This window comes from Rhodococcus sp. ACS1, assembly GCF_002300155.1.
Classification (GTDB): domain Bacteria; phylum Actinomycetota; class Actinomycetes; order Mycobacteriales; family Mycobacteriaceae; genus Rhodococcus_F; species Rhodococcus_F koreensis.
Map to the genome: position 1 here is coordinate 585,526 of NZ_NSDZ01000008.1, position 12,073 is coordinate 597,598.

Annotated in this window: 10 protein-coding genes and 2 pseudogenes; 6 read left to right on the forward strand and 6 right to left on the reverse strand. The window is 66.8% G+C overall.

Annotated elements, in window-relative coordinates; genetic code table 11:
* Positions 1 to 13: 13 nt before the first annotated feature.
* The gene (locus CJ179_RS36965; protein ID WP_095864735.1) at positions 14 to 541 is read left to right on the forward strand and encodes a DUF6328 family protein; all 528 of its coding nucleotides are present in this window, start codon (positions 14 to 16) and stop codon (positions 539 to 541) included.
* A gap of 277 nt (positions 542 to 818) precedes the next feature.
* Positions 819 to 1,007: a diguanylate cyclase domain-containing protein gene (locus CJ179_RS53840; protein WP_306454269.1), complete on the forward strand. Its 189-nt coding sequence runs from the start codon at positions 819 to 821 to the stop codon at positions 1,005 to 1,007.
* A gap of 595 nt (positions 1,008 to 1,602) precedes the next feature.
* On the opposite strand, the gene CJ179_RS36975 is transcribed toward CJ179_RS53840, so the two are convergent.
* On the reverse strand, positions 1,603 to 2,664 hold the full coding sequence (locus tag CJ179_RS36975; protein WP_373560176.1) for a YncE family protein: 1,062 nt from the start codon (positions 2,662 to 2,664) through the stop codon (positions 1,603 to 1,605).
* Between the two features lie 220 nt (positions 2,665 to 2,884).
* Here CJ179_RS36975 and CJ179_RS36980 point away from each other — a divergent pair, with 220 nt between their 5' ends.
* Complete coding sequence (locus CJ179_RS36980) at positions 2,885 to 3,409, forward strand: Chromate resistance protein ChrB (protein WP_095864737.1); 525 nt, start codon at positions 2,885 to 2,887, stop codon at positions 3,407 to 3,409.
* The gene (locus tag CJ179_RS36985; RefSeq protein WP_095864738.1) at positions 3,410 to 3,841 is read left to right on the forward strand and encodes a chromate resistance protein ChrB domain-containing protein; all 432 of its coding nucleotides are present in this window, start codon (positions 3,410 to 3,412) and stop codon (positions 3,839 to 3,841) included.
* Between the two features lie 457 nt (positions 3,842 to 4,298).
* Here CJ179_RS36985 and CJ179_RS36995 read toward each other — a convergent pair whose 3' ends face one another.
* The 3 genes and pseudogenes from CJ179_RS36995 to CJ179_RS37005 form a co-directional block, all read right to left on the reverse strand.
* Positions 4,299 to 5,321, reverse strand: a complete 1,023-nt coding sequence (locus CJ179_RS36995) for a YihY/virulence factor BrkB family protein (protein WP_095864739.1) — start codon at positions 5,319 to 5,321, stop codon at positions 4,299 to 4,301.
* A gap of 343 nt (positions 5,322 to 5,664) precedes the next feature.
* Positions 5,665 to 6,293 (reverse strand): annotated as a pseudogene (locus CJ179_RS37000) (TetR/AcrR family transcriptional regulator); the annotation flags it as partial.
* Positions 6,294 to 6,531: 238 nt separating this feature from the next.
* Positions 6,532 to 8,343, reverse strand: coding sequence for an amino acid transporter (locus CJ179_RS37005; protein WP_257015984.1), 1,812 nt, complete (start codon positions 8,341 to 8,343; stop codon positions 6,532 to 6,534).
* Positions 8,344 to 8,732: 389 nt separating this feature from the next.
* Here CJ179_RS37005 and CJ179_RS37010 point away from each other — a divergent pair, with 389 nt between their 5' ends.
* Positions 8,733 to 9,719 carry a TrkA family potassium uptake protein gene (locus CJ179_RS37010; RefSeq protein WP_095864740.1) on the forward strand — a complete coding sequence of 329 codons (987 nt, stop codon included), beginning with the start codon at positions 8,733 to 8,735 and terminating at the stop codon, positions 9,717 to 9,719.
* A gap of 191 nt (positions 9,720 to 9,910) precedes the next feature.
* On the opposite strand, the pseudogene CJ179_RS37015 reads toward CJ179_RS37010, so the two are convergent.
* Positions 9,911 to 11,099, reverse strand: a pseudogene (locus tag CJ179_RS37015) (AI-2E family transporter).
* Between the two features lie 100 nt (positions 11,100 to 11,199).
* Positions 11,200 to 11,640: a hypothetical protein gene (locus tag CJ179_RS37020; protein WP_179377739.1), complete on the reverse strand. Its 441-nt coding sequence runs from the start codon at positions 11,638 to 11,640 to the stop codon at positions 11,200 to 11,202.
* 84 nt (positions 11,641 to 11,724) lie between these two features.
* Here CJ179_RS37020 and CJ179_RS37025 point away from each other — a divergent pair, with 84 nt between their 5' ends.
* A complete protein-coding gene (locus CJ179_RS37025) occupies positions 11,725 to 11,904 on the forward strand; it encodes a hypothetical protein (RefSeq protein WP_007299981.1) in 180 nt (59 codons plus the stop codon).
* Positions 11,905 to 12,073 lie beyond the last annotated feature (169 nt).

Sequence of the window (12,073 nt, forward strand, 5' to 3'; positions counted from 1 at the left end):
CAGCGGGTTGCACATGTCTGACAGCAATGACGAGCGGGCGGACGAAGAGTGGAACTACCGCGCTCGCCACGAGACGGAAACCCAACGGCTCGACCGCAACTGGGCGGCGTTGCTTCAGGAATTGCGGGTCGTGCAGACCGGAGTGCAACTGCTCACCGGGTTCTTGCTGACGTTGCCGTTCCAGCAGCGCTTCGAAGACCTGACGGACTTCGAGGTCGGTGTCTACCTCGTCACGGTCGCCCTTTCGGTCCTGTCGACCATGCTGCTGGTCGCACCTGTCGGAATCCATCGCGCCCTGTTCCGGCAGCACGCCCTCCCCGCCCTGGTGTCCACCGCCCACAAGCTGACGCTCTGCGGTATCGCCACATTCGGCGCGGCGCTCGTCGGGGTCGTGCTACTCATCTTCAGTTTCGTCGTGTCACCGAGGGTCGGGCTCGTCGCGGCCGTGGTGGCAGCGGCCATCTTCTGCGGGCTGTTGCTGCTGGCCACGATCCTGCGACTGCGGCACCGCATCGACGATCATCCCCCGACACGTAGCTAGCAGCGACAAGCCCGCCGGAGCCCAACATGGCCGCGCACGGGCTGGGCGACGGCATCGGTATGCCAATCGGGCACGACCCGATCTGGGGGTGCTGGCCGCGCATTTCGCCCGATCGCACCCCTTCCGGGAGCATGAGGTGGGTCTTCGGGTGTGCGGTGGCCGCGGTGCTGTCCACCGCGCTCGGCTGCATCGAGGCGGAGGAGTTTGCCGAACCGCACCCTGGGCCTGGAGCGGCACGCCGACGGCCCTCGATCGAGCGGCACGCGCCGGCGGGCGGGTGGCGGTATTGGTGATCGCCCTCGACAACTTCCGCCAGGCCCAATTCAGGCAAGCCGGTGGCGACGCCGTGCTGGTCCGATTCGCCGACCGACTGTGGTCCGTGGTCCGGCCGACCGACACCGTGGCGCGCCTGGGCGGCGACGAATTCCTGATCCTGTGCCGGCCGTCACCGGTCCCGCGGGCGTGATTGCGATCGCCGACCGGATCGCCACCGTGGACCCGCACCCGGGTGACGGGGCTCCCGCGCCCCTGCTTGTCGTCACGGGGTTGTCCGGGACGCCGCCTTTGCTGTTGTTCGGTTCTTCGGCGCTGTCTTGGTGGATGGTGTGCACCATCCCGATACCCGCCGAACGGGCCGCTGAGCGTTCGCCCACGACACGACGCAGGGACAGACACGGGGTGGCAATGGAACTCGAAGAGGCCCGGGCCGCGGGTCGAGACACGGAGCAGGAGCCGGCGCAACAGGCACCTCGAGCGCCGCACCGGGGGGCGCGGACACTCCTGGATTCGCCGACGTCATACGCGTGACTCGTAGGCGTACTGTCGCACCGGTTGGGTACCCGATTTGGGTGGGGCGATGCGATGTCGAGAGGCCCCGCGTGAAGGTGATCGTTGATGGCGAATCTGTATTATCCGCTGGCTGTGGCGTTGTACATCATCGTGGCTCTTTGGCAAGGCAATCTCGGCCACTGGTGACGTCCGCCGGGTGCGTCCGTCAGGTCCGGATGTGTGCCGATTGAATTGGGAACCCTCCGGGAGGGAAGGCGAATATTCTTCTGCGACTATGGGGTTGGTATCCGATCCAGCAGGGTGGGTGACCCATTGGATCCGGCTGTCACCGGGTAGTAGGTGTGGCCGGTGGCCGGATCGACCGCGACGACATGGGCGTCGTCGGCGAGGTGACCGGATCCGAGTTCGGTCAAGTGGCGGTCGGTCTGGTCGAAGACGGTGACGGTGCCGGATTCTGCGGCGACGTAGAGGCGGTGCGTGCCGGGGTCGTAGGCGAGGACGTCGGGATCCCGCCCGACGGGGTCCGTCGCCGGGGCTTGCCAGGAGGCCAGGTCGACGGTGACCAGGGTGGCGTTGCCTTCGCAGGCGACGAACGCGAGCCGGTCCGCGGGATCGAGGGCGAGTCCGTGGCCGCCCTCGCATCCCGGGAGGGACAACCGCCAGACCACGGTGCGCGTGTCCGGGTCGAGGGCGGCGAGTTCGCTATGGCCCTGTACCGCCACGAGCATCTGGTCGCCGATCGGGTCGTAGGCGACGTTGCCGACCTCACCTCCGAGGTCGACGGTGCCGCGGACCTGCGCGGTGTCGGCGTCGAACACCGTTTCCGATCCGCCGAGTTTGTTGGTGGTCCACACCGCACCCCGTTTCCCGTCGTAGGCGAGCCCGTCCGGATAGTGCCCGGTCGGCCCCTGCGCGAGGACCCCGCCGGTGTCCTCGTCGAGGACGACCATACGGTCGGCACCGGTGGCGGTGGCGTAGACGCGGCGGCGCTCTGGCACGACCAGCACGCCGTGGACCTGCGAGATCCCCGGGACGGTCCGCACCACCTGCCGGGCACCGAGGTCGACCTCGATCACCTCGTCGGCGCCGAGGTGCGCAATGAACAACAGCCCGCGGTCGATGTCGAGGCTCTCGTAGTCGAAGCGGGATCCGTTGCCGGGCAGGGCGATTTCCCCGGCCGGCTGCAGCGGCAGCGCCCCGCTCTCGGGTGGTGGGGTCGGCGAACACCCGGCGCCCACGGCGGCGGTCAGGGCGAGTGCGGTCAGCGCCCGGCGCCCCGGCGGAGCCCGGAGGCTTCTGCAGGGCCGCCCCGCCGGGTGGGTTACGCCCGCCATGTGCACAGTCGCCTCGAGGTGGCGCTCAGCTTCCCGGTACGGCTCTGCGTGTCGGTGACCGGCGCCCAGTCCGGACCCGCCGGTCCCGGAACGGGTGGTGCTATCACGCCATTCACGGTAACCACGGTTACATCATCGTGTCCAGGGCGGCGGCCGGGCCCGCGGGGCGGCAGTCCCGCCGGGTGGACAGTCACCATGCAACCGTGGTTACATCACGGATATGACAGCCCGGACAGCCTCCGACGAGCCCGCTGACGAGTGGGTGATGCTGGCGTACCGGATCCCACGGGAACCGTCGACCCCGCGGATCGCGGTGTGGCGCAAGCTCCGCAAAAGCGGTGTCTACCAGCTCGCGGACGGGGTGGCGGTGCTACCGGCGTCACCACGCACCCGGGAACAATTCGACTGGGTTGCCGAGGAGGTCGTCGAGGCGGGCGGGCAGGCGGAGGTGTGGACCGCGGCCCCCACCACCCGGGCCCAGCAGAACCGGATGCGGACGAAACTGTCAGAGGATCGGGCCGCTGAGTACGACGAGCTCACCGCCGCCGCCGCTGCCGCTCGTTCGCTGCCCGATCCCGCCGGACGGGCCAAGAAGCTCACTCAGCTGCGTCGCCGCCTGCGGGAGATCGACAAGCGCACCTTCTTCCTCACCGCACAGCGCGACAGCGCGGAGGCGGCGCTCCGCGAGTTAGCCGCCGGCCAGCCCGACGGGGCGCCGGAGCGGGCGCGGACGGAGGTGCGATAAATGAAGTGGGCCACCCGCGCCGGCATCCACATCGACCGCGCCGCCTGTGCCTGGTTGATCCGCCGCAACATCGACCCGGACGCGCAGTTCCTGTGGGTCGCCGACCCCGCCGACGTCCCCGGCGACGCGACCCCATTCGACATGCGCGGTGTCGAACTCTCACATCATCACGGGGATTGCAGCTTCGAGACGATCCTGCGCCGCTACGAGCTCACCGACCCGGTGTTGTGGGTGCTCGCCGAGATCATCCACGAAGCCGACATCGACGACGCGAAATTCGACGCCCCCGAGGCCCCCGGCCTGGACTCGGTGCTGCGCGGGCTGTCCCTGACCGGAACCGACGATGACACTCTCGCCGTCGCGACCCGCATCTTCGACGGACTGTACGAGTTTCACCGCCAACGCGTCCTGTCCGGCCGCGAACCGTCCTGACCCCGGGTGCGGCCCGCTCATGCTGCCGCACTTCGCCTTTCATGTTTCGGAGACCGACGTGAGCATACTCCGAGGATGAGGGATGCCTTCGGTGAATCGCCGCCTGGCTGAACAAGAACCGCCCCAACGGGTCGTATCTGCGGCGAAATACGACGGCGAAATCGGAGTTGCGCTCGATGAGCCGGACTGGACCGAATCGCCAGCAGCTGGGGCGGGTGGCCGCCGGCGGCGATCGCGGTTTCGGCGGCGGTGATCTCGGCTTTGGTGCCGACGCTGTTCAAGATACCGCCCGGGAAGTCGATTGAAGAAGATGTGGGCCAGCACCCAAGGGGAGCCAGCCGCCAGTCCGAGACTCGCTGATCACAGTCGAGGTGCCCGCCATGGGGGAGAAGGTCAGCGATGAGTTCGTTGGTGATGGCCTGGGTAACGCTCTGGGCGTCGGTGCTCTGTCGGGTGTTCAGGGAGGGGGTCGCTGGGGTCGGTTTGGGGCGGGTTTGGTCTTGCCTGGTTCGTCGAGTGGTTGGCGGTCGGCTTCGGGGGTGAATGCGACGTCGACGGTTTCCTCGGGGCGTCGTTCTTCCATCTTCGCCAGCAGCACCATTGCGGTTTTGTCCTGCGGGGTGAACGGGGGTTGGGTCATCGATCGGGGCCACAGCCGGTAGCGGAGGACGACGTTGATCTCGGCGGCGAGCAGGGTCAGCCGGGCACCGAGATACAGCCAGGACAGCAGGCCGAGGACGATGGCGAAGAATCCGTACACATCGGTCGAGTGGCTGATGGTGTAGCGGACGAACCAGTCCCCGACGCGTTGCAGGATTTCCCAGAACACGGTGGCGACCACCGCCCCGACGGCGACGTCACGCACCCGCACGGTCGCCGAGGTCAGCACCGTGAATGACACGAGGAAGACGAGAAAGTTGACCCTGGCAGCGGCGGCCGACGCCCAGGCGTCGGACAAGGGGCCGAACCGGGGTGCGAATCCGATCAGGGTGGTCGAGGCCAGGACCCCGATCCCGAGGAGCACCAGAATCGTCAGTCCCCGCACCCGGCGGCCGACGAAACCGTGCCAGTCCTTGAATGGCACGTTCCACACTGTGTTCATGGCATTCTGCGCGGCCTGGCCGATGCCCTGGGCTCCGTAGAGGGCGCCGAGCACACCGAGGGCGAGGGCCCAGCCGTTTCCGCGCAGCGGGTGGGTGGAGCTGCGGAGTTGGGTGCCGAGGATGGGGAAGTCGGCGAGGGCGGAGTTGATCATGCGTTGTTCGAGGTCGGGGTGCCCGGCGAGGACGAAGCCGAGGATCGTGGAGAACAGCAGCAGGAGGGGGAAGACGGCGAACAGCCCGTAGAAGGCGATGATGGTGGCCTTGCCGCCGGCCTGGTCGTTGCCGAACTTCTGCACTACGGCGAACGGGACGGCGAGGATCGCGTGGCGTTGCTGGAAGCGGTCGATTCGGCGGACCGCGGTCTCCGCCCGATTCATCGGTTCGCCTTTCGGCCAGTGCTGAGTTTCCCACTGCTTCCATTGTCCGCGTCACATCGGCGACCTGCCCCTGGCCAGGTCGTCTATGGGCAACGCTCGATTCAGTTCCGTCCGACGACCACATCCTGGTCGCGGGTTTCCCCGCCGCTTGGCGGCGGTGGCCGGCCGAAGGTTCGACGAGCCAGCGAGAAATCCCGTCATGGAGCTGGCCCGACTGGGCTCATGGTTGTGGAGGACCGGGAGGATGCGGTGATATCCGCCGGTGCCGCACCAGATCTGGGACCTGACCATCAACGTTGGATAGACCAGGGCGGACCGCCTGTGTTGCATCGGTGGGGGATGCGATCGCGTTAACGGTGAACATTGCGGTGAGGTCGTCAAGGCCGGTGATCAGGGCATCGGTATCCCGGTCGACCAGCCACCGCAACACCAGCCCATCCAACCCGGCCAGGGCGGAGCGGGCGACGACGGCGACGGGGATGCGCCAGGTGGTGTCGGTCCGCTCCGCGCACCGCCGGAGGAACGCGACTGCTTCGGTGTCCATGGTGCGGTATTGGCGGTCGGCGATCTGCCCGCCCGCGCTGTCTCCGGTGTCGCGGCGGCGGAGCGCCGTGGTGGTGATCTCGTAGGTGAGTAGTTGCCGTCCGGCGGGGGATTCGAGAATCGGTATCAGGGCCCCGATCCGGTCTGCAGCACCCGCCGCAGCCCGGCCACGCCGTGGCGGTGAGGGGCGCCAGCGATCTGTCCGAACGCCAGCCGCAAACCGTCGCTGATCTGTCCGATCAGGGCATCGGCCATCGCCGTGATGAGCTCGTCCTTGTCGGCGAACCGGTAGTGCAGCAACCCGAGGGACACTCCGGCGGCCCCGGCAACCCGGCGCAGAGACACGTCCCCGATTCCGCGGTCCTCGGCGACGGCGAGGGCCGCCTCGAGCAATTGGGTGCGGCGGACGTCTGCGGAAAGCCGGGGCATCGCCCGATCCTAAATGCTCGTGCGCCGGGTGGGACCTCCTCCGAGGACGGTGGTGCGTCACCGCACGAACTCAAGCAAAAATTTGGCGGATTCCAGCGGTCGTCGCCACACGCATGGTCTTGTCAGCAGCAGCCTGGGCCAGTGACAGAGAGCGCCCCGCGAGGACCCTGGAGGTCCCTGTTCGTCCGGGCCGGGGTGCGAAACGGTGCTGCGGTCGGCTCTCCCCGATAACGGAACCTCAACCGACGTGCGCGTGCGGTCGCTGCTGCCGGTTCGGCTCTGCCCGCCGGAGCACTTCTCGGGCTACCGGGGCGACTTCCCCTTCGCCGATGAACAGGAACCGGAGCAGGTTGACGAGCGGGTTGCCTTCGGTCCATTCGAAGTACACATCCGGGTTGACGCCGGTGATGTCCCGGATTCGAAGCAGGACGGCGGCAATTGTGTTGGGGATCGCGGGACTGTCGACCCATAGAATCCGGTATTTGCCGCGTTGGCGGCCGTGGACGACGAGGTCGGTGCTGAAGTCGGAGGAGTCGGTGACGTTCACTTCGAGGAAGAGGATGGAGTCGGATTCGGGGATATGGCTTTCGGCCCGTTGCTGGGTTTCCTTGTGACGGTATTCGTCCTCGTCGAGGCGGTCGGTGTCGTGCGCGACGATGTCGACGGTGCCGGTGGCGGCGGCCTCGGTGAGGAATCGGAGCGCGGTTTCGTCGAACTCGACGGAGGTGGCCCGCAGCTCGAAGGACCGGGAGATCCGGGAAAGCAAGGAGATGACGATAATCGCGGCGATGAAGAATCCCGCCACTTTCACCCCGTCGGGGCGTTCGACGATGTTGGCGACGGTGGTGTAGGCGAACACGGCGGCGATGGCGCTGTATGCGATCACCCGGCGATGCTGACCGTGGCGGCGAGCGGACAGGGTGACGGCGACGGTGGCCGAGGTGATCAGCACCAGGACACCGGTGGCGTAGGCGGCGCTCTGGGAATCGACGTCGGCGTCGAAGTACACGGTGACGGTCACCGCGATCACGGTGAAGACCAGCACCAGCGGGCGGACCGCCCGCGCCCAGGCCGGCGCCATCCCGTACCGGGGAAGGTAGCGCGGAACGAGATTGAGCAGCCCCGCCATCGCCGAGGCGCCGGCGAACCACAGAATCAAGATCGTGCTCACGTCATAGACGGTGCCGAAGGCTTCGCCGAGGTACAGGTGGGCCAGGTAGGCCAGCGCGCGACTGTTGGCTTGCCCGCCGGGTTGAAACTCGTCCTCCGGAATCAGGATGGTGGTAACCACGCTCGAGGTGAGCAGGAACCCGCTCATGGTCAGCGCAGCGGTGGTCAGCAGTGTGCGGGCGCCGCGAATACGGCCTTCCGGATTGGCGTCCGTGTCACTTCGTTCGCCCTGGATCTGGGGCATCACGGCCACCCCGGTCTCGAAGCCGGACAGGCCGAGGGCGAGTTTGGGGAAAACGATCAACGCGAGCAGGATCATCATCGCCGGGTTGCCGTGTTCGGTCGTCATCGCCGAGGTCCAGTCGGTGACCAGGGACGGGGCGGAGATCACGTGCCAGAGGCCGGTGGCAATGACCACCAGGTTGAGTGCCAGGTACACGGCGACCAGGGCGACGGCGATGCCGATGGCCTCGGTGAACCCGCGCAGGAACACCGCGGACAGCAGCGCCAGCAGCACCAGCGTCACGGCGACCGCGTGCTCAGAGAAGAAGTGCGGGGTGAAGGGGTTCTCGATCAGATGCGCGCTGGCATCGGCGGCGGACAGGGTCATCGTGATCAGGAAATCGGTGGCGGCGAACCCGAGCAGTACCAGCACGAAAAGTTTGCCGCCCCATTGGGGAAGGAGTTTCTCGAGCATCGCGATGGACCCTTCCCCGCGGGGGCTTTCGCGGGCCACGCGCCGGTAGACGGGCAGGGCGCCGAGCAGGGTGAGCGCGATGAGCACGACGGTCGCCAGCGGGGCCAGGGTTCCGGCCGCCAGGGCAGCGATCCCGGGCTGGTAGCCGAGCGTCGAAAAGTAGTCGACGCCGGTCAGGCACATCACCTTCCACCAGGGATGTTTGTGCTCTTGTTTCGACGCCGTCCGGTGCGGACCCTGATGCCCGGCCGGTTCCTCGGTGATGTCCTCGAGCAACCAGGCTCGAGCCTGCCGCTTCACCGACGATGCCGATGACCTCGCTGCCACGTCCACACCCGTCCTCCGACCCGCCCGACCACAACCACCGAGCACCGGCGGTGCTGCGGACAAAGCGTGCCACGCCGCTACCCGCACAGCGCGACACAGACCGCTCATGTCCGCATTGCCCGGATCGGCAGGGGCGCAGAATGTTCCGCACGCAATACGCCCATACCGGACATCCCGGTCGCCGGGAGGTGAAGTGATGCCCCAAATGCCCTCACCCGGCTGGTCCGGGGAGAAGAATCAGGGCGGTGAGCCCTCTGGGTCGAATCGGTCGAGCGTTATTGGCGTTTGCGCTGGTGGTCGTCGCCGGTACGGCCGGCTACCTCATCCTCGGCTTCGGGGCCGAGGACGCGCTCTATCAGACCGTCACCACGATCACGACCGTCGGATTCCGCGAGGTACACCCGCTCACCGGCGTCGGACAGTTATTCACCATGATTCTCATCCTGGCGGGGGTCGGCACCGCGCTCTACATGTTCGGCGTCCTCCTCGAGGCGCTCATCGAAGGCCACCTGCGCCAGCACATGGAAAGACGGCGAATGGACCGACGCATCAGCCGGATGACCGGCCACATCATCATCTGCGGATGGGGCCGGGTGGGCACCGCGAGCGCGCAGTATCTCGATACCCTCGGCCGTGAGATCGTGGTTATCGACCGTGATCCCGAGCGACTGCGAGATCTCGAGCATCCCACCGTGATCGGCGACGTCACCGACGACCGCACCCTGGAAGCTGCGGGCATCGCGAAAGCGCACGCGTTGATTTCGGCACTCGACACCGACGCCGACAACGTCTACGTCACCCTCTCGTCCCGGGCGCTGCGCCCCGACCTGATCATCATCGCCCGCGCCCGCAACGAGGGGTCGATGTCCAAACTGATGCGCGCCGGCGCCAACCGGGTGGTCAACCCGCAGCTGATCGGCGGCCGCAGAATGGGATCTTTTGCACTGCAACCCCACGTGGCCGAATTCTTCGACGTGGTGATGCACGACGACAGCCTGGACTACCGCATGGAGGAGATCACCGTCGACCCGACTTCACCCTGGGTGGGGCACGCCCTCGCGCAGATGCGACTGCAGGAGACGAGTGGCGCGTTGTTTCTCGCAATACGCGCTGTCTCCGGTCAGTTCATCGCAAATCCGGCCCCCAATATCTACCTGGAGGCCGGAACGATCCTCATCGCGCTCGGCACACCCGATGAACTCCATGCCGCACGCCGCCACGTCAACCCCTGACAGCCGCGACCGGAGAGCCCCAAGTACGCTGGCTCGAACCAATTCCGGGCGCTCTGCTGCAGGCGTTGTCAATGCCGCCGAACAGATGCCAGGCATCACTGAACCCACCTCAGCAGTACCATGGCATCGCCTGGGCCAGGGACGAGTCCAGCCAGTAGGTCGGCCGCGTCACTGCAGCAGTGACTACGGGCTCAGGTGCTGTCGAGGCGGGGGAAGACGGTTTCCTCGACGAGCAGGTGGATGGCGGCGGCGATCGGGATGGCGACGAGGGCGCCGACGATCCCGAGCAGGGTGCCGCCGATGAGGACGGCGACGACGGTGGTCAGGGCCGGGATCTTCACCGTTCGACCGATGATCCGGGGAACGAGGAGGTAGTCCTCGGCGAGGCGGAAGGCAACGAAGAAGATCACCGTGGCGATGGAGACGGGCAGGGACACCGTCAACGCGACTGCGGCAACGACGATACCGGCGATGGTCGACCCCACGACCGGAACGAGATCGAGGAGGGCGACGAACACGCCGAGGAACAGTGCATAGGGCACGTTGAACGCGAGAAGCCAGATCGTGGTCGCGGTGCCGGCGATCACCGAGATAATCACGTTGCCGAGGACGTAGGCACCGACCATCGCGAAGATTTGATCGCCGATGAGGATGGCCCGCGGCCGGCGCGAATGGGGGGATCAGCCGGTACCCGGTGGTCCGGATAGCGGGAAGATTAGCCAAAAAATAGACGGTCAACACCGCCAGAATGAGGAACTTGCCCAGCGCGTCGAAGATCGCGGCGCCGGCGCTGACGGTTTCGTTGACGATAGTCTGGCCGCTGCCGTTCACGGCACTGGTGAGCCGGTCTTGCAGGTGATAGCGGTCGTTGAGTTTGCCCACCACGCTGGAGTGGTCCTGGAGCTGGTTCAGGTAGTCCGGTGCGCGGTCGATCAATTGTTCGGTTTGGGTTACCAGTGGGGGGATCGCGACCGCGAAGAAGCCCACCGCGAACGCGAGCGCGACGGTGAAGACGAGCGTCACCGCCAGCCAGCGGGGCAGGTTGCGGTCAACCAGCCAGGAGGTGATGGGGTCGAGTCCCAGGGCGAGGAAGAGTGCCAACCCGATCAGGATGAGGATCGACTGTGCGGTGATGAGCAGGTGCACGAGACCGTACGTCACGGCGACCCCCGCGGCGCCGGCCGCGCCGATGAAGAAGGGGGAGCGCCGGTTGAACCGTGCCCCTGGGCGACCGAGGGGTTGGTCGGGGGTGCTGATCCGGGCGGCGATGGCTTCGGCTTCGGGAACCGGATCGGTCTGTTCCGACCCCTCTGGGTTTGTTGGTGGGTGGGGTCGGTGGTCGGCATCGTCGGGGGAGCCGAGCCCGGGCAACGTGGGCATGACTTCCTGATCCTCCTCGAAGTGGGCGCCGCCTGCGAGCCTCGACGCGGCCGGCGGACGGGTGCTGATCGAGCACCGGGGGAACCGGGGCGCGGCGAGGTCAGGTGCGGGTGTTGCGGTTGAGCCAGCCCCACCCGGCGGTCACGGCGAACAGCACAATCCCGATGACCGCGAGCCACAAAAATTCTTTGACCGCCAGCCCGAGGACGACGAACACCAACCACACCACCAGTAGAAGACCGATGAGAGCGAGCATCCGTTCATCATCGCACCCCTTGGCAGGCGCCGCACCGGGGCATTCCGCGATGCCTATGCCCGGGGTGCGGCGGCGGTGGAGTTCGACGACCGCTCCATTGTGGGTGCTGCAGTCCGGTGCATCGGCATGTGCTGGGTGGTCACCGCTCCGGATTGGCATCGGCGTTGGGTTTGACCCGGTGATGTCTGATTTCCGGCCTCGCGGGTTGAGGTGGTGGCGTACCGCGTCGAGTTCGTCGATGTGCCGGGAGTTATGAGGATCGCAAACGGTGTTGCGAATGAGCATGCCGACGCTGGTCCTGCACGCTCACGTAGGCGGACAATGGATCTTGACACGATCGCGAGGCTTCACTCTTGCAAAGGAACACCGATGACTGACACCGCCGTCGCTGTAGCAGCCCTCCAAGTGACCGAGTACTGGGTGGTCGAAGTGGACCGCCACGATGGGGCGTGTTGCACATTCGGTCCGTTCACCGCCGAAGCGGCTTGGGCCAGAATGGAACACCGGAGCGCGCCCACCAGGTTCGCCGCCGTCGTAGGGAAGCGGTGAGCGTCACGGACAGCGCCCGGATGGGCGAGAATGCGTCCGGGGAAGGCGAGGGGCAATGAAAGTGACGTTGTGTCACGTGGTCCTGGTCATCGTGGCAGCGCTGGCAATTTTGCTCGCGTATGTAGCAATTGCGATGTCCTGGGCCGCATACCGACGTTGAAATCGTCCT

Coding starts and splice junctions, on each gene's coding strand:
- CJ179_RS37025 (WP_007299981.1), top strand. CDS start 11,725: ATGACTGACACCGCCGTCGCTGTAGCAGCCCTCCAAGTGACCGAGTAC.
- CJ179_RS37020 (WP_179377739.1), bottom strand. CDS start 11,640: ATGCTCATTCGCAACACCGTTTGCGATCCTCATAACTCCCGGCACATC.
- CJ179_RS37005 (WP_257015984.1), bottom strand. CDS start 8,343: ATGTGCCTGACCGGCGTCGACTACTTTTCGACGCTCGGCTACCAGCCC.
- CJ179_RS36980 (WP_095864737.1), top strand. CDS start 2,885: ATGACAGCCCGGACAGCCTCCGACGAGCCCGCTGACGAGTGGGTGATG.
- CJ179_RS36965 (WP_095864735.1), top strand. CDS start 14: ATGTCTGACAGCAATGACGAGCGGGCGGACGAAGAGTGGAACTACCGC.
- CJ179_RS36975 (WP_373560176.1), bottom strand. CDS start 2,664: ATGGCGGGCGTAACCCACCCGGCGGGGCGGCCCTGCAGAAGCCTCCGG.
- CJ179_RS36995 (WP_095864739.1), bottom strand. CDS start 5,321: ATGAATCGGGCGGAGACCGCGGTCCGCCGAATCGACCGCTTCCAGCAA.
- CJ179_RS36985 (WP_095864738.1), top strand. CDS start 3,410: ATGAAGTGGGCCACCCGCGCCGGCATCCACATCGACCGCGCCGCCTGT.